The 17,103-nt window shown below is 50.3% G+C and carries 13 protein-coding genes; 9 read left to right on the plus strand and 4 right to left on the minus strand.

The features are described 5' to 3' along the window. Window positions 1-25: 25 nt before the first annotated feature. Window positions 26-1,699: a C25 family cysteine peptidase gene (locus SH302x_RS05925; RefSeq protein ID WP_479367807.1), complete on the minus strand. Its 1,674-nt coding sequence runs from the start codon at window positions 1,697-1,699 to the stop codon at window positions 26-28. A gap of 423 nt (window positions 1,700-2,122) precedes the next feature. On the opposite strand from SH302x_RS05925, the gene SH302x_RS05930 reads away from it, so the two are divergent. The 3 genes from SH302x_RS05930 to SH302x_RS05940 are packed head-to-tail and all read left to right on the plus strand — an operon-like array spanning window position 2,123 to window position 4,217. Beyond that, complete coding sequence (locus tag SH302x_RS05930) at window positions 2,123-2,629, plus strand: RNA polymerase sigma factor (RefSeq protein ID WP_479367808.1); 507 nt, start codon at window positions 2,123-2,125, stop codon at window positions 2,627-2,629. Next, window positions 2,626-3,186, plus strand: coding sequence for an anti-sigma factor (locus tag SH302x_RS05935; RefSeq protein WP_479367809.1), 561 nt, complete (start codon window positions 2,626-2,628; stop codon window positions 3,184-3,186). The genes SH302x_RS05930 and SH302x_RS05935 overlap by 4 nt, the downstream gene beginning before the upstream one ends. Window positions 3,187-3,218: 32 nt before the next feature. After that, window positions 3,219-4,217, plus strand: a complete 999-nt coding sequence (locus SH302x_RS05940; protein WP_479367810.1) for a secretin N-terminal domain-containing protein — start codon at window positions 3,219-3,221, stop codon at window positions 4,215-4,217. Window positions 4,218-4,399: 182 nt separating this feature from the next. Here the strand turns inward: SH302x_RS05940 and SH302x_RS05945 are convergent, their stop codons facing one another. Together SH302x_RS05945 and SH302x_RS05950 are read right to left on the minus strand one after the other, a co-directional pair. After that, window positions 4,400-5,029 (minus strand): DUF1559 family PulG-like putative transporter, encoded by a 630-nt coding sequence (locus SH302x_RS05945; protein WP_479367811.1) that lies wholly within the window; start codon window positions 5,027-5,029, stop codon window positions 4,400-4,402. 183 nt (window positions 5,030-5,212) lie between these two features. Continuing rightward, window positions 5,213-6,424: an ISAzo13 family transposase gene (locus SH302x_RS05950; RefSeq protein ID WP_479369234.1), complete on the minus strand. Its 1,212-nt coding sequence runs from the start codon at window positions 6,422-6,424 to the stop codon at window positions 5,213-5,215. A gap of 241 nt (window positions 6,425-6,665) precedes the next feature. Here SH302x_RS05950 and SH302x_RS05955 point away from each other — a divergent pair, with 241 nt between their 5' ends. After that, complete coding sequence (locus SH302x_RS05955; protein ID WP_479367812.1) at window positions 6,666-8,183, plus strand: hypothetical protein; 1,518 nt, start codon at window positions 6,666-6,668, stop codon at window positions 8,181-8,183. 784 nt (window positions 8,184-8,967) lie between these two features. Here SH302x_RS05955 and tyrS read toward each other — a convergent pair. After that, entirely contained in the window at window positions 8,968-10,254 is a 1,287-nt protein-coding gene (gene tyrS / locus SH302x_RS05960) for a tyrosine--tRNA ligase (protein ID WP_479367813.1), read from the minus strand. 280 nt (window positions 10,255-10,534) lie between these two features. On the opposite strand from tyrS, the gene fliM reads away from it, so the two are divergent. The 5 genes from fliM to SH302x_RS05985 all read left to right on the plus strand — a co-directional run bounded on the left by fliM (window position 10,535) and on the right by SH302x_RS05985 (window position 17,075). Continuing rightward, window positions 10,535-11,581 (plus strand): flagellar motor switch protein FliM, encoded by a 1,047-nt coding sequence (gene fliM / locus SH302x_RS05965; RefSeq protein WP_479367814.1) that lies wholly within the window; start codon window positions 10,535-10,537, stop codon window positions 11,579-11,581. 59 nt (window positions 11,582-11,640) lie between these two features. Beyond that, the gene (locus SH302x_RS05970) at window positions 11,641-12,654 is read left to right on the plus strand and encodes a PstS family phosphate ABC transporter substrate-binding protein (RefSeq protein WP_479367815.1); all 1,014 of its coding nucleotides are present in this window, start codon (window positions 11,641-11,643) and stop codon (window positions 12,652-12,654) included. 122 nt (window positions 12,655-12,776) lie between these two features. Beyond that, the gene (locus tag SH302x_RS05975; protein WP_479367816.1) at window positions 12,777-14,003 is read left to right on the plus strand and encodes a PDZ domain-containing protein; all 1,227 of its coding nucleotides are present in this window, start codon (window positions 12,777-12,779) and stop codon (window positions 14,001-14,003) included. After that, window positions 14,000-14,608: a dephospho-CoA kinase gene (gene coaE / locus SH302x_RS05980; RefSeq protein WP_479367817.1), complete on the plus strand. Its 609-nt coding sequence runs from the start codon at window positions 14,000-14,002 to the stop codon at window positions 14,606-14,608. The genes SH302x_RS05975 and coaE overlap by 4 nt, the downstream gene beginning before the upstream one ends. Window positions 14,609-14,984: 376 nt before the next feature. Further along, window positions 14,985-17,075: a carboxy terminal-processing peptidase gene (locus SH302x_RS05985; protein ID WP_479367818.1), complete on the plus strand. Its 2,091-nt coding sequence runs from the start codon at window positions 14,985-14,987 to the stop codon at window positions 17,073-17,075. Window positions 17,076-17,103: the final 28 nt, after the last annotated feature.

Consider the following 17,103-nt stretch of genomic DNA (forward strand, 5'->3'; position numbering starts at 1 on the left):
TCAAGGCGAGCTGGTGTCGAATCGATTAGCGAGCGACTTTCAGCGACGTAGTACCTACGGCCGATTGTGAGCGGTTACACAAAGTGCAACGTATGACAAAATTGCCCGAAGCGTGCTCCGGCAGATCTAGCTTAACCGCAAATGGTCCTGCCGTCACCGCTTTGTTTATTTCCGCAACAACAATCTGGTTGGCTGCTTGGTATCGCAACAGAGATTCTGCTTCGGAAACTTCGCGATTTTCTTTTTTTGCTCGGGATTCCAGACTGATGAGGTCTAGCGCAGCCCTTGGGATTCGGCCCCGTTCGTACTGTATCTGAACGACTACTTCGCCAGGAAAGTCCGCATCGCCAACGATTTCTATTTGCCGGGCAAGTGTGTCTTGTTCTACTTCAAACCGCAAAGATTGGCTTTGCGGCAAACGCAGTGTTGGATCGCCGAGCAAATTCATCAGCCACAAGTGCTCTTCTCGCTCTTGAGCCAGATTATGATCTGCTGGGCTGAGAGCACTGGCCATCGACAACATCATGCTGTCCAACGCATCGCCGTTGCCGTGCGTCTTCTCGGTGGCGAAGGCGGCCGTTGTTCGTTTTGCATTTCGCAAGATTTCGCCTAGCGTTGAAGTCCGCAAGTCGAAAGCTTCGTACAACATCTCTTTGGCCAGCACGCTCATACCATAGGGCATAGAGACTCGTGATGCAGCGATCGACGCGATCGGACCTTGCGGTTGACGAATCATTTGTTCGGCTAAACAAGGTTGCGGTGCATCCATCGCTCCACTGTAGCAGGCCAACAAGAAAGCTAAGCTTCCCGAATGGGTACTAGCTAATTGATTCACGTCAGTATGAGAAAGGATGGGATAGTAGCGGTCATTGTACTGGACTTGGTCCAGGTGCTGGACGTTCCCATGCCCAATGTAAACCCATAGCATGCCGTTTCGATTCAACTGATGGATGACGGTGTCTCGAAAGCGATTTGGCGGTGGAAAGTACGGACTAGAGGAACTGGCATGGGTCATCAGCAGTTGATATTCGGCTGGAAGAGATTTCGTCAAAAGCGCTTTAGCAAAACTGCTGATAGCCATATCTGCAATCAAAGAAAAGCCACCTACGCCGGCCACCATATTCATTTCGTACTGCCAATCGCCTCGAATGGCATCTTGTTCATAGGCAATCGAGCGGTTCAACATCTCACGCAGTTGAGCTGCAGACGTAGCGGGTAGTCGTCCGACGGCGCATTCTGGAATTCCGTCGAAGTCTAAATCTGCGTAAGGGTAATCCGTTGCAATTTCTGCTTCGCCACCAAATTTGACGACCGCTTGGGAAGGTAGGTAGAAAGTGGGAATATAAGGCTCGCCGGCTTCCAGCAGATGCAGTTGGTCGATCGGAATCGCATCGGCCGCGAGCAAGATGAATGGTTCGGTCCAATGTTTTTGGCGAGCGGTCTGTTGCAGAAGGGTGCGGGTGGCATCCGCGGACTCTTTTGCGGCGACCACAGTCACGTCAAAGCCTTGGGACGTTCGATACTGAGCCCAGTCTTCGACCGCGGACTCCCAGCCTGCTGGAATCACAACGATGGCTGCTTGTTGAGCTGGAAGTGGCGTGTTTTCCTGTGCGGACGCGTTTTCGTTCGATATCAGCTTGCCGATGGAGCCACAGATCAAGGCCAAACCGAAAATCAGCAAACGTTGAAAGCTGGTCATAGACGGAACACAAAGTTTTGGGGCGTAATTGATAAAGTATTACTTTAACGGACCATCCTAACGTTTCACTGTACCCAAGTTACCCGCCAGCAGCGAGAGCGATTCCCACACACGATTAAAGTTGATACCGTTCAATCGCCGGCTGGAAACAGTAGCGGGACGGCGCGAGCCTAATGCTATTCAAGTTAGAAGCGGCGCGCGAGCCGCCCTGTATTTCCTGGGAATATGTATACCTACACCGGGCAGATTCCACTAGCGGCACCGCCCTTCTCAATCTGGGATCATCAAGTAGAACAATATTCGAGAATTGCTTTTTACCATTTTGCTTGCCATACGTCTTTCTCTTTACATTGCAAAAAAGCAAACGCGATAAGATTTGACAGTCTAGTGTGGATAACGTTTAAGTAGGCTTTGGGAGGCAAAGTGCGCGACCAGCTCGTCGAACAACTTCCAAGCCTCTACCGATATCTATATCACTTGTGCGGCGAAAGACATTTAGCAGAAGACTTGGCACAGGAAACGGTTCTACGGGCTATGAAAAACCTGGCGCAATTGGAGCATTCCACTGCACTTCGAGTTTGGTTGTTTCGGGTTGGGATGAATGTCTGGCACGACCATTGTCGGAGGAAGAACAGACTCGAGACGATAAAACAGGATTGGGGAACGAAGGTACTAGAATACTACGCCGGAGCGGTCGAACCCGACCCAGCAGCAATTTTCGATCTGCGTGAGCAAGTTGAACAGACTCGACAAGCGATGATGCGATTGCCCGAACGCCAGAGGATGGTTTTGACCTTGGCCGTGTGTGAAGAGTTGTCGCATCGGGAAATTTCCGACGTGCTCGGCATTAATACCGATGCAGTTAAGTCCAATTTATCGGTGGCGAAGGCGGCAATGAGGAAGATGTTTAGAAAGGAGAATCAATCATGAAGACGTGTCTTACAACTAAAGAGATCGAAGCGCTTTACGATGGTTTACTCGATCCGATCAAGCATCAACACTTTGCCTTGCATGTGTCTACATGCGAAGAATGTCAAAAATCGCTTGAAGAGTTACAGCAATGGGATCGTCGGCTTTGCCAGTCATACTCTTCGATCGACGTGCGCGAAGCATGGCTGACTCGTATGCAGGAAACGGTTCATTCGCTAGCCGTCCAACAGCCGCGTTCGCATTATACGCATATTCAGGTTACGAAACGCCACCAAAAATTTGGCCTGGGTGCGGTTGCCGTTTCTTTGCTTATTTTGGTCACGTACGTTGCGAGACAGCAGTTCGAAGACAACGGCAAATTGTTCACAGCAAAACAATCTTCGGCTGTTGCACAGAATAGAGGGGCTGGTGTTGTGTCAATCAAAGCCTCGGTTGAACTGAATACATTGAGAGCCGTTCCGACTGTTCGCGCCGAGGGTGACTATCTTGTGGCTAAACACCCCGATATAGGCGAGCCGTTCGAACTCTATTGGGTGCTTCCCATTCACCGTAATTAGCAGGACTATAAACCTTTACCTGGAGAACTATTATGCGTCAGATCTGTCTTAGCACTTCTGTTTTGGTGATTCTTTTGTTGCTATGCAACCAAGAATGCTCCTGGGCTCAACAGTCGCCCACGGCGGTACCTGCTCAAGTGGAAAAGCCAAAGCTTGAGTTACGCATTTTTTCGCTAGCCTACGCTGACGCAAAGGACGTATTAAGTACAGTTTCTGATCTGTACGGAAATCACAACGGATTCGCCGTCTCGGCAGACTTGCGTACTAATCAGCTCATCGTAATGGGCTCAGTGTCGACAATCGAAAGCGTCGCTACATTGCTGAATGTGCTGGATAGTAATCCAGTGACATCTGTCATTCAAGTTGAGAATATTCGCGGAGACACTAGGAAGTTAGCCGAAGACTTGGCAAGGACTTCACAGGTTGACTTGGAGTTTATGGAAGAGTTAGGGATAATGATTATCAGGTCACCATCGCAGGAGAAGGCTAAGCAATTTGTAGAAATGATGGGTCAAATACGATCACAAATTGACGAAAGTATCGAGGTCGTTGATCGCAAAACGATGGTTCGACTTACATGGTTGGCGCCCAAAGATATTGGTTCAGGAGACGCTTTATTTGGATCTGATGAAACCCTGAACGCGGCGATCGGACGACTGGGGGCACTGGGCTATAAAGATCTGGTCATCGCTGGCCAGTTGATGACTCGCTGTGAATTGGGAGCAACCGCAGCCAGCTCTTCGCCAGAGTTTGAAGTCAAAGGAAGGGCTCAGTTATCATTTGATTTCGAAATGCGCGGTAGTGTCATAAAACGCGTAGGATCCGTGAGGTCCGATGAGTTCGATGTGCAGTTGTTCGTACAGGTGACCCCTAGCGAAAATTCTGTTGTTGACAATCAAGAGACCAGCCCGAGAAGCAACCTCTCGGTCGTGGTGCGGTTGAATTCTGATTCAAAACCAGTCATCCTCGGGTCCTCACCCGTACTTGGAAGACAATGCTTCTACGTCGTTCAATTTCTAAACGATTATTAAGAAAGGGTTTCATTAATCTAGGCAATGGTTCGCCTTCGGTTTCAGGGTTAGGGTGAAGTAAGCCTGCCGCAGTGAAATACTTTCGGCCGCCGTTGCCAATAGCGGTCAGACGATAGCGAGGAACTCATTAGGAAACGTTTCTTGGCCCTAGCGGGAGTATCGGCAAAAATCTTCTGCAAACCCTATCTCTCATTTTGGGATACTCCCTTTCCCTTGGGATTTTGGCGCACGATTGTGCCGTCGTCCAGTAAGTAGAAAAGTGCCGTCGTCTGATTGAAATTTGGGTCCTTCGGTTCCATCCAGTGGCTGACTCCCCCAGAGTCATATGCAATCACCAGCACGCGGGTTGTCGATGGTTCAACTTGACCACCACGTCGATCGAACTGATCAAGCAGATGTGGTTCATCATGTATCGCTAGGCTATACGAAGATCCAATGGGGTTGTGGTCATCACAGGAGTAGTAGTCTAGCGGAAGAGATCTCACGTGTGCGTTGGAGTCGCTGTTCCAACTAGATGAAAAGTCTACGTATTGCGCAAAAATCGAAGCTTCAGGATGATAGGGTAATATCAATGTACGCCAGCTATGCAGCCGATGCCCATGCTCGTCTGTTGAATAGACAGGCGGAAAAACACCGAACTCGCTATGATATGATCGCAACGCTGCTTGAATCGATCGCACGTTAACGCCGCAGTCGTATTTTCTGTAGTGATCGTGGAAAAGCTTAAGCTCGTGTTGCACGAAGCGGACTGCAACCAGCCCTACCAGAAAGAATGCTATTAAACCGAAGCAGATCAGAATTCTCTTTTTCATTGACGTCTCCTCTAAAGCGTCTTCTTTCCGAAACGCCAAGATTCCGAGATAGATTTGACCGTAAGTCGTTCCAGGAAGCTTTCATTCTAGTATAGCCCGGTATTTCAAGCCGAAATTGGGGGAAGTAATCGTTACCGACAAGTTCTCGTTAGGCCTTGCTAAACAATTACTGTCCGTAATTATTTATTTTGCCGGGTGTATTTCGTAATTCCATTCTCCATGGAATTTATTCCGATGAATTATAACTTCTGCGAGCTCCTCGTCGGTAACCTTTCGAGCTTTCTCGTAGGTCTTTCCATCTATCCATGCATGCACCTCTAGGCCGGTGGTCGTACGTGTGTTGCCAATGAGGCTTACAACAACCTCTAGAGTTTCAAGAGGAACTCCCTGCCAATTGCGGGTTATGTGGCAAAACAGTTTGTGTTCAATTTTGTTCCACTTGCTTGTGCCGGGAGGATAGTGGCAAACTTCGATGATCAGCCCAGTAGCATTGGCCAATTTTTGTAACTCGGTTCGCCAAAGTCGTGTGCGCGGGCTATTACTCCCGCCACTATCGGCTGTGATTAGTACCCGCATGGCTTTCGGGTAGCTTTTGGAACCCAGCCGTTTCCACCATCTACTGATTGCCGATACGGCAAACTCGGCTGTATCGCTGCTAATACCAATCGTCACGCCTGCTTCATTTCGCCCAATATCATACACGCCATACGGGACTGCCTTGCCCAATTCCTTATCGGGAAAGTCGTGCGTCTCGACTTTGATCGGATCTTTTCGGCGTCGGTACGTTTTCCCTGCGTTTTTCAGGTTTCCCAAGACTTCTTTCTTTTTCGTGTCAACCGAAATGGTTGGCTGATGCTTCTTCTGAAGTAGGACTATTCGCTTTGAGATGAATTCAAACTGCGCATTTCGATCTGGGTGTTGATTGCCTTCGATGGTCTTACGATTCGCCTGAAGGCTGTAGCCAGCCGCCTTGAGCAGTTGGCCTACCTTCACACTGCTGACCTGAAATCCTTGCCGCTGCAATTCAACGGCAAGGGACTTGGTGCTTTTGCATGTCCACCGAAGAGGGGACATCGGATCGCCGCGAGTGCCGGATGAAACGAGTCGATCCAAAGCCTTTTTAAGTTTCGGCTGTTCAACCTCCCGAGATTTACGACCGGCCCCCGGTTGTCTTTGTCTGTTGGAGGATGCTGCGTTGGGATCATCGAGTTCGAGAATGCCGCGACGAATAGTGCGTTCCGAAACCCCCGTTGCCGCAGCAACAGCAGAGATTCCTCCCCAACCCAAGGATCGCGCTTCTGCGGCTGCCCATCGACGACGGGCGCGTTCATCCAAATCCGCTTCAATTGCGGTATACTTCTGTGCGATCCATGTTATGACTTGTGCATCCGGCATACCCGAAATCATCGCAAATTTTAATCATCGGAATCAACCCTAATCCGGACACTTATTGTTTAGCGAAGCCTTAGCTTCCACCTACGCAACCTTTTCGATCGTCGCCAATAGTGGTTAAGCGATCTCAATGCACTAATTTAGAAACGACTCTTGGCAGTAACAGGAATTTCGGCGAAAGGGTTCTGCATCTGCTAGAATTAAACGTTCGCGTTTCATAGCGGTGCCAAGGTGTCCGCTGCAAATGAACCCCGTCAAGTTTTTGGAAACGGTAAATATGACTGAACTCCGATTGTTGCAGATTGCTTGTGGCGAACGAATCAAGGCAATGCTAATTTTGCCATTGTTTGTTATGAGTGCCATGCTTTGCACTTCAGATTCAAAGTCTGAAGCGCCGCCAGAAGACGTATTACAAGCTAGCTCCGTCCAGTTAGCCGCAAAGACTGACAGAGAATGCCGACATCTTTTTCCTGCGGTAGTGCTGGAGGATTCGGTTGGAGATTTTATACTACTGACCGAGTTAGCCGTATCAATGGAAGGGCATGACTTTTGTTTGAACATAAGCAAGGGCGAGTTTGCTGATGCAAGCTGGTTAAGTGAGTCAAGCTGCAAAACTATCGCAGTATTTGGGCCCTGGATAAAGGCGTACCGCTTCACTGAGAACCAAATACCGGATCTGCTTCGAGATATAATTTGCAAGAGCGCAGTCCGGTTAGCAGAACTCCCCCGTTTATCCATTGGAACCGAAGTGAGCATTTATTGCCGATCAATATCATCAACTACGAGTCCAGTGATCCACAAAACACATTTAGCTGCCAATCGTCACATCTCATATAATCAACCGGTGTATGCACCTATGCCATACGGCGTGCTGTTCCCACCATCATACATGGCTCCGTCGTTATGCTGGGTTTATCAATCCAATGCATTAGATCCACAGCAGAAACCGACACTCGCTGGCATTACCATTCAACACATTCCATTCAAAGATGGTGACATTTTCTTGGATGTCGACGCACTTCTTGATTTGCAAGATTGGGTAGTACACACCTTGCCGCCTGCGAGGGCCCTGCCTCGAATGCCGTCAATAGCTCTACATCAGATCACAAATCTCGGAAATACTCAATCTTTCGTTGATCAGTGGCAACCGCTAGGGACTGACGATCTATCGACGCGGATCTTTCGTGGAAAGGAATACACAAGACTAGTTGGTGACTTTCAGTCCAATAATGGCAAGCGATATTCAATTCCCGCTTGCCTAGTACGATCCGACGATAACGTGATTCTACTAGTTTCGTCAGCTACCCTACCGTTGGTTCAACATGATTCCATTGTTCTGGTAGAGCACCATGGGGTTGCAAGGACTGTGCTATTTGATTCCGCGTTTGACCTGCAAAATAGCATCGATTTACATCAGCAGTTCTCACTTGTTGGGTTCCCTATGTTGAAATCGAGCACGAATTTCGATGCTTTAATGGAATCTGGATTTGAGTTAGTTGTGCCATCTGAGCTAAATGGTGACGAGCTGGTGTATGGTTATTCATCAACCGATCACATTGCCGATACTAAGCCTGAAGCTTGTCTGATTTCTCTTCACAAGTTAAGCGATGTTGAAGAAGCGATTGGTGTACCTTGCTCTCCGTCAATCGCATTCATGCAGCAGGACAGCCAATTTTTCTGCTATGGTGTAATTGGTCATGATCCCGACATGACAGAAATCCGAATCTTTACAAAAGCACATCTCGAAGCTTTAAACCAGTAAGGCACTTTGTTTCTGTGGCCGACTGAAATTGCGAAAGAAGAGTCGCGAATCCGCCGGCCTGGATATACAATGAATAGCAGCGCGGTCAACAGACTCGTTGATATCGAGCTTAAGAAAGGTGTCAGGAGTCAGAGTTTGAGATGCCGCTAGATTGTCCAACGAATTGAGCGAGACTTCGAATAAGACCACCGCACTTCGTGGCACCCGGTGATTCGCCGTGTCCTTCGATTCGTTGGAAATTGAAGGGTCGTTTACTGAACTACCAAAAGGCGACATCCAACTAAGGCCACTCTCTCGCTTCTCAACATCGCTCTCTGTCAAGAAACGGAACCTCTCCCGGACAAGCCGGGAGCATTTGAAAGACAGAAGACCAAGGCACATTGTTCTGAGATCGCGAGTTCTGAGCGACCGTTGGGCTTGCCCCAACGTGTCGCAATAGGATTGGTGCGCTAAATTCGTAGGGCACCAATCTCATTGCGAAGACTGGGCAGGAGAATGGGGGCATTAGAATGGTCTTGGAATCTATTCTTTTGCCCTGATTCTCCTGCCATAAGAAATTCGGTCGCTCTTTGCGCAACAATTCCATGGCGAAGACCGGGCGCAAGGCCCAGTTTCGCAACGATGGTTGCACAGCAGCGCGATCCAAATCCCGCTGGCTCGCCCGCTGGGTGGGTGGGTTTCTCGCTACACCAGAGTTCCCGGGCATCGGATTCCATTGCCAGCTATTTGGATATCAAGCAGGCTGGCAGTCTGCAAGCTTTGCGACTTAGCGTTAAATAAGCACTTAGCCGTCGAAGCGGACGATGGCATAGCGTTTCTTGCCATTGCGGAGCACGACCGCGTTGCCGGCGACTTGGTCTGACTCGGTCAACACACGGTCTGTTGAGCTTTCACGGCGATTGTTGATGTAGATACTGCCAGCCTCGATCGCTCGACGCGATTCGCTTTTCGACTTGCACAAGCCACTCGATGCCAAGACATCCAAAAGTGCCGCAGCCCCGTCGCTCAGACTGCTGGCTGGCAAACTCACATTTGGAACATCGTGGAAAATGGCGCTCAGCTCTCGCTGGCTGATCGCACTGATCTCTCCACCAAATAGAATTTCACTGGCCTTCTTGGCCGATGCTAATCCTTCTTCACCGTGAACTAGTTTGGTTAGTGACTCGGCAAGTCGCTTCTGTGCAATTCGTTCGTGAGCGCGTTCGGACGGCAACGACTCTAGATCCATGTATTCATCGTGGGATACATCCGACAGCAATTTGAGCACGTTGAAGACGTCGCTATCGGCGACATTGATGAAGTACTGATAGAACTCGTAGGGACTTGTGCGATCGGCGTCCAGCCAAACGGCCCCGCGTTCGGTCTTGCCCATCTTTTGACCTTCGCTGTTGACCAGCAGTGGACAAGTCATGCCATATAGTTGTTGTCCCAACATGCGGCGTCCCAAGTCGATGCCAGCCGTTATATTGCCCCATTGATCGCTGCCGCCTATCTGGAGTCGGCATTCATGGTGTTTTGCCAGATACACAAAGTCGTAGGCTTGAAGCAGCATGTAGCTGAACTCCGTGTAGCTGATACCGCCGTCGTCGCGTTCGATGCGGCTTTTGACGCTGTCCTTGCCCAGCATCACGTTGACGGGGAAGTTCTTGCCGACATCGCGCAGGAAATCCAGAAAGCTGAAGTGCTCCATCCAGTCAAAGTTATTCACCAAGATCGCCGCGTTTGGCCCATCAAAATCAAGGAACCGTTTGGCTTGTTCCTTGATGGCCGCGACATTCCCCAGCAGCGTATCGCGATCCAGTAGATTCCTTTCGGCCGATTTACCGCTCGGATCGCCCACCATGCCTGTAGCGCCACCGATTAGGCAGATCGGTTTGTGGCCAAATTCTTGGAACCGTTTGAGCAGCATCATCGGCAGTAGATGCCCAACGTGCAGGGATTCAGCGGTTGGGTCAAATCCCGCGTAGATGGAAGCAGGTTTGGCAAGCAAAGATTGGATGCCTGCTTCGTCCGTGCTTTGTCGGATCAGGCCACGCCACTGAAGTTCGTCAAGGATGCTGCGTTCAGACATTTTTATGCGGTCAGTTCTCGTTGTAAAAAGAGGTCATGCGGCATGGCCGCGATTTCGTAGGCTGAAAGTTAACAGATTTTCAGCGTTTTCGGGAGGGAGCTTTGCCGGTCAGTTCGCTGCCGAGCTAATTCTGAAGAAAAGCTTGCAAAGCTTGGATCGTCGAGGAACTGGGAAAAATAGGCAAACCGAGCTTGACTTCGCCGACCCCTTCCCCGCTAAACTAAGTGACAACGCCCAGGTTGTTTTCTTTCAGTTCAACTTGATTCAAAAAGTCCAAGGGATGTCGGACGACGTATTAAGCCGTGAGGATGTCGAAAGCTTGCTGCAATCCAGCGGCATTGGTGCTGCGCCACGTGCGGCACCGACGTCGCGGCCGGAGCCTCGAGTTCGTATCTTGGCGTATGACTTCAAGCGACCCGAACGCATCGGCAAAGACCAGATGCGGGCCATGCAGTCGTTGCATGAAACGCTCGCTCGCAGTTTCGGAGCGGCTTTGTCGGCGGTCTTACGCACCATGACCGAAGTACGACTGATCAGCGTTGATCAGTTGACCTACAGCGAGTTTATCTACTCGTTAGAAGTGCCAACGTGTTACAACTTGCTCAAGCCCAAGCCGTTGGAAGGCAATTGGATTCTCGACTTCTCCCCTTCCCTGCTGTACCCAATCATCGACCGCATGTTGGGGGGGGCCGTAAAGCCAGAAGCTTCAATAAAGCGTCCTCTTTCTGAAATTGAGTTACGACTAGCCAGTCGCATTACGACCACCTTTTTGCGTGAACTGGAACATGCATGGCGAAATGTCATCGAGCTTGATTTAGAAGTTGAACGCGTTGAATCGAATCCGCAATTGGTACAAATCGTACCTCCTAACGAAGTGGTCATCATGATCAGTTTCGAACTGACGATGGGCACCGTGCGTGGCATGACCAATCTGTGCATCCCGTTCAATACTATCGAGCGTGTTGGTACAAAACTAACGAACAACTCTTGGGTTGGCTACACGTCGACCAAGGCCGACAAGAACAGTATTGAGAATCTGACACGTCGCTTAGATGAGTCGGTGGTTGGGTTAACCGTTACGCTTGCAAGATCGACGATATCCACTGCTGATCTTTTCGAGTTGCAAGTCGGTGACATTATCTCCACGGACCACGACGTAAATACCATGTTGGATGTTGAGATAGCCGACGTGGTGAAATTCCAAGCCAGTGCAGGCAGCCTCAAAGGTCGCAAGGCGATCAAGATTGAATCGATTGTGCATGGATCGCCGAAAGCGAGTGCACCAAAAAAAGATAACTCTAAAGTGGAATCAAGTAGTGCTAACTAGTTGATTGAGCCATTTTATTCCTCCAGCGGAAAGCAAACGTTCTGATGAAGTACCATTTTATGAAACGAACCGTTACCACTTTGGTAAGTGGGCTGTTAGGTTTAACCGTGTGGACAACAGTTGGATTGTCACAAGCCGTCGCTGACAATGACTTGGACGCTAACGCCAACGCCGCAAAACAGCTTTCGATGATGCTTGACTGTGTAGCGCCGTACCATCCACAAGCTGGAGTCAGTGGGAAAGCGGTTTTGTCGGGATCGTCGACCATGCAGGAGCTTGGCCAGGAGTGGGCCACCCGCTTTCGGCAGTTTCATCCCGGGGTCGAATTTACGCGTGGCACTTCCGGTGCGGATTCGGCGTTGGAAGACCTGAAGAATGACCCGACGGCCATTGCGGGGGTCGGCCGCATGATTACCGCTGAGGAGATTGAGGCTTTGCGTCAGGGCAAATGTAAAGACCCTGCCGTGATCGTCGTAGCGCTTGAGCCCATTGCGATTTTGGTCCACAAAGATAATCCTTTGCAAGCCTTGACTCCAGCGCAAGTGCAAAGCTTGTTTGCAAAAGCCGAGCGACCGGCGGTCTGGGGGCAGGTCGGAGTTTCTGGCCCACTCGCTCAGAAGCCAGTCCGCATTCATGGTCGGGGCGATCAGAACTCAAGTCGCAACTTCATTGAAATGACGATATTGAACGGACAGCCTGCCGCGCCGTTTGCTGCCATGCATCGTTCGCAGGGCGAGATGTTGCAGGAAGTTGCCAACGACCCGGCGGCACTCGCGATTGGTGGCATTCACGATGCCACTGGGGTGCGTCCGATAGCCCTCACGCTCAATGGCAAGAACGTCGTTCCCTCGGAAGAATCCTTCATGGCTGGTGACTACCCGTTGGTTCGGCCGCTGATCTTGGTCTTTGACAAGAGTTTGTTGGATCACGATAACGGCTTGCGACGCGAGATATTGAACTATGTACTAAGCCGCCAAGGGCAGGAGGAAGTCTTGCGAGCGGGCTTTTTTCCTGTCAACCCGAACTTTATCGCTCAGCAAATGGCTAGCTTCTCCAAGTCTCAGTTGAGATAATTAGTTCCAAGTTGAAAGAAGGCTTGGGAGGCGAATTGCACGCATCCCGAGCCGACAGTGTTCGAGTGCCTACCAGTACGCTAAAACGGATTTACGAAACAACCTTCTGCGAATTCAACATCATGAGTATCTTTTCACTTATCCGCCTTGTTTCACAAGCAGTTCGATCTCCCATTCAGGCCGCTGTGCTGCTTGTATTGCTGCCTGTATCGCTTCAAGCTCAATTCAATACCAGCGGCGTGTTGCAAGACTGGCAGAATCAAGCCTTACCTCGGGCGTGGAGTCCACAGACCTCGACCGGTTCGGGGGCGGTGGCTGGATCGAGTTTTGGCAACAATACTCAATTTGCAACCAGCAGTGCGGGGATCCAAAATTGGCGTCTGGGTGTCTTCAAGCAGGACCTTGATGTGGGGACGCTGGTAACAGGCGTTGAATCTAATTCGCCAGCGGCACGAGCCGGACTGAAAAAAGATGACTTGATTGTTTCGATCAACGGACAGCAGGTTGGGAATACGCCATCCAACGGCTATGTGGATGTGGGGTTGCAAGCAAGCAACACGGCGGTCAATGGGCGCGTGATTGCGTTGATCGCGGATGGTATTACTGGCAAGTTGCGAAACGTGAGTATTGAGATGGAGCAAACTACGCTCAACTTGGATATCACGGTGCGGCTTGCCGACCGAGTCGCTTTGCCCACGTCGTACTTGACGGTCACTTTGCGAAACCGAAGCCGCCCGCAGTATGAGGTCATAGGAGCTCGTTGGGCGGGGACAATCTCAGGAAGTGGACCGATCAATATCAAAATGATGGTTGATCCCAAATCGGTCGTGGCTACGGATCTCTATCAATTTGTAGCGCAAGTGGATGACGCACGTGGTGCGATTCAATTTGTGACGGTTCAGGATGTCGATATCAATCGATTGCTCAATAGAACCTTGCCCACGCAGATATTGACGTTGGAAAACTATGCGCAGTGGATGGCTCGTAACGGCACCAGCAATAATGGACAAGTGGTCCAGGCAAGCTATGTCAATGATATGGAGCGGATCTTTCAGACCGTTTTAGGTCGATCGCCAAACAATGAAGAACGGAGCGGTTGGACTCGCTTTTTGAGCGAAGGAAACAGTTTGGAAGAGATGCGAATTCGATTGTTATCGCATGCCAGCTTTTATGATCGAGCGGGAAATAATCCTAGTGCTTTTATTGGGCAGATGATTCAGGTATTGAGCGGTCGGCCGGCGACGCCACAGGCCCTTCAAGCGTGGACAACGAGACTGAATCAAATGAACGGCTATCGTGAGGGAGTTGTCCGCGAGTACATTGCCACCATGAATGGGCAAGTGCGGTGATCGTCGGTCTGATCGGCGGCATTGCGGCGGGCAAAAGCTATGTCGGCAGGAAGCTTGCCGCGCTAACCGACGGCGTGGTGATTGATGCAGACCGAATTGCCCGTGAGGTGATGGCCGAGGGGCACGTGCTTGATCGTTTGCGAGCGGAATTTGGAGAAGCCATCGTAAGCCCGGTCGGAGCATTGAATCGTTCTGCGCTAGCGGAGATGGTGTTTGCGGAAACCGAAGCCTCCCAGCAGAATCGCCTGCGGTTGAATGCGATTGTGCATCCGCTGGTTCGCGAGAAGGCGATGGTGGAGATGAAGGCGGCCAGACAAGAAGCCCCAGGCAGATGGTTGATTTTGGACGTGCCTTTACTTTTGGAAGGCGGCTGGCGTAACCTGTGCGACAGGATTCTGTTTATCGATACCCCTCTGGCATTGCGACTGAGGTATGCGGCGACGCGCGGCTGGACCGCGGGCGAGCTGGAAAAACGAGAACGCTCGCAAATGTCCTTGGATGAGAAGCGTGCAGGTGCAACCGATTTCATCACGAATCCTGGTACCGAGCCTGAGCTAGAGACGCAGTTGCGGGGGTGGTTGAAAACCGTTGGTTTGGAAAACTAGCCAAAATCCAGCCTGCAATGTGGTGCAATAGCCGGGAAAATGGCGAAAACTGGGATGGGGAGGGCTCTGGCGACTTGAACGAATCGATTCCCATTTACGTATTGCTACGATAATCGTGTTGCTGCGGCTTTTCAGAATCCGTACCATAGGTTATCCAAAGTTCGACTTTGCAAGAACGATTGACGTCCTTCGTCGCAGAACGGAGCCAACTTAGTTAATTGAATGGTGGAAGGTTTTGAGTTATCGAGAACCAAAAAGTTTCCAGGACTCCATGTCAACCATTCGATGATTAAGCTGAGTAGACCAGGAGGAGGGGCTCTGCCGTGTGGCGGTGAAGCACCACGATATTAAAGAAACACAGAGAAAGGTTCACTTGATGGCTGGCCAGATGAAACAGAAGTTCCGTTGGGCATTATTGGCACTAGTTGCGAGTGGGTTTGCGAGCCCAAGTGTGACGTTGGCAGATAGCCTTCCTCGTGTAAGTGAATCGCAAGGGCCGCGTGCCGAAGATCGCTTAATTACGCATACGGTTCGAGGGTTGCTGCAGCGAAATCACCTCAGCAAGCGAAAATTAGACGATGAAATTTCGCGTCGAACGTTCGAGCAATTTTTGAAGGCGCTTGATCCGTATAAATTGTACTTTACGGCCGCGGACTACCAAGATTTCTCACGACACATCACGACCTTGGATGATGAGATCTCTCGCGGCGATATCTCTTTCGCTTATATGGTTTACAAGCGGCTGCTAGAACGCGTCAGCCAACGGATGCCGATGGCTCATGAGTTGATCGACGGCGTATTCGACTTTGAGAAGAATGAAGAGATCATTGTCGAACCCAAAGTGCTTCAATACGCCAGCACTGACGAAGAAATGCGAGATCGTTGGCGCAAGCGAATCAAGTTTGAGTTTCTTGCGTTGCGTGCAGACAAGAAAACCGACGAAGAGATCCGCGAGAAGTTGCATCGCCGTTACCGCAGTGTAGAAAGCTATCGCAATCAAGAAGACGTGTATGAGTTGCTGGAACTCTTTTTGTCGTCTTTCACCAGTTCTTTTGATCCGCACACTTCGTACATGGCGCCTCGTGCCCAAGATAACTTCACCATCATGATGGGATTGAAGTTAGAAGGGATTGGAGCGACGTTGTCTCCCGAAGACGGGGTAGTTACCATCCGGGGCTTAGTACCAGGCGGTGCTGCCGACAAAGATGGACGCTTGAAGATTGGCGATCAGATTGTCGCTGTGGGGCAGGAGAATTCTGCAGAGAACGTCGATGTCGTTGACATGAAGCTAGATGACGTTGTTTCTCTCATTCGCGGTACGGCAGGGACCAAAGTCCGATTGACCGTAAGACCAAAGATTGGCAGCGAAACCAAGATCATAGAAATCACGCGCGCTAAAATCCAACTAGAGGACAGTGCGGCTCGTTCGGAAATCGTAGAACACACTGCGCCTTCCGGAGCGAAGATCCGTGTGGGCTATATCAATCTGCCAAGTTTCTATCTCGACATGGAAGCTGTGCGTCGCGGCAACAGTGATTACCGATCTACGACGGCGGATGTGGAGCGCATCCTGAACGAGTTCAAACAGCAGTCTATTGACGTTGTGGTGTTAGATCTTGCCAAAAACGGTGGCGGTTCGCTGACAGAAGCCATCGATTGTACCGGTCTCTTTATCGACAAAGGCCCGGTAGTGCAGGTGAAAGATTCTGACGGCCGGATCACTCCTTATATGGACGAGAATAAGCCTGGCGTCGCTTGGGATGGTCCGTTGATTGTGAAGACTGACAAGATGAGTGCCAGCGCCAGCGAGATTTTTGCTGGGGCAATTAAGGATTACAATCGTGGGATTGTGGTCGGCGATCCACAGACTCATGGCAAAGGCACTGTGCAAACACTGGTCGATGTAAATCAGCCAATATTGGGTGCTGGAGCGAAGAAATCTTTGGGAGCCCTGAAGGTTACCATTCAGCAGTTCTATCTGCCGGACGGCAAGAGTACTCAGCGCGATGGAGTTGCGGCCGATGTCGTGTTGCCTTCGATCTTAGCGTTTGCGGATATCTCGGAAGCTGATCTCGATTACGCTTTGCCGGTTGATCAAGTACCGCCGCAACCACACATGGATTATCGCATGGTAAATCCTGCCATTCGCATGGAACTGCAACAACGTTCTTCCGCTCGCGTTTTGGAGTCGACGGACTTCGAAAAACTGCTGAAGAAAGTCGAAATCTACAAAGCTCAGAAGGACGAGAAGTATCGTTCCTTGAAAGAGTCTGACTTTTTGGCACGTCGTGCAGAGTTTGATTTGGAGAAGGAAGAAGAAAAGCAACTGACCGATGCGGATGTCCCCAAGAACAAAGTTTTCCAAGATGAATACTATAATCGCGAAGTGCTGAACATCGCAGCCGATTATCTTGAGTTGCTCAATCAAAGCAACTTGGTGCGAAATGCGAAGGCAGCTTTGCGGTAAGCCTATTATTCTTCTTGACTGGAACCCG

It is taken from the genome of Njordella calcicola (assembly GCF_056494125.1).

Bases quoted from the DNA above. Each gene is read 5' to 3' on its own strand.
- SH302x_RS05985 (WP_479367818.1), top strand. From the start codon at position 14,985: ATGGCTGGCCAGATGAAACAGAAGTTCCGTTGGGCATTATTGGCACTA.
- SH302x_RS05955 (WP_479367812.1), top strand. From the start codon at position 6,666: ATGAACCCCGTCAAGTTTTTGGAAACGGTAAATATGACTGAACTCCGA.
- SH302x_RS05945 (WP_479367811.1), bottom strand. From the start codon at position 5,029: ATGAAAAAGAGAATTCTGATCTGCTTCGGTTTAATAGCATTCTTTCTG.
- fliM (WP_479367814.1), top strand. From the start codon at position 10,535: ATGTCGGACGACGTATTAAGCCGTGAGGATGTCGAAAGCTTGCTGCAA.
- SH302x_RS05950 (WP_479369234.1), bottom strand. From the start codon at position 6,424: ATGCCGGATGCACAAGTCATAACATGGATCGCACAGAAGTATACCGCA.
- SH302x_RS05970 (WP_479367815.1), top strand. From the start codon at position 11,641: ATGAAACGAACCGTTACCACTTTGGTAAGTGGGCTGTTAGGTTTAACC.
- tyrS (WP_479367813.1), bottom strand. From the start codon at position 10,254: ATGTCTGAACGCAGCATCCTTGACGAACTTCAGTGGCGTGGCCTGATC.
- SH302x_RS05975 (WP_479367816.1), top strand. From the start codon at position 12,777: ATGAGTATCTTTTCACTTATCCGCCTTGTTTCACAAGCAGTTCGATCT.
- SH302x_RS05925 (WP_479367807.1), bottom strand. From the start codon at position 1,699: ATGACCAGCTTTCAACGTTTGCTGATTTTCGGTTTGGCCTTGATCTGT.
- SH302x_RS05940 (WP_479367810.1), top strand. From the start codon at position 3,219: ATGCGTCAGATCTGTCTTAGCACTTCTGTTTTGGTGATTCTTTTGTTG.
- SH302x_RS05935 (WP_479367809.1), top strand. From the start codon at position 2,626: ATGAAGACGTGTCTTACAACTAAAGAGATCGAAGCGCTTTACGATGGT.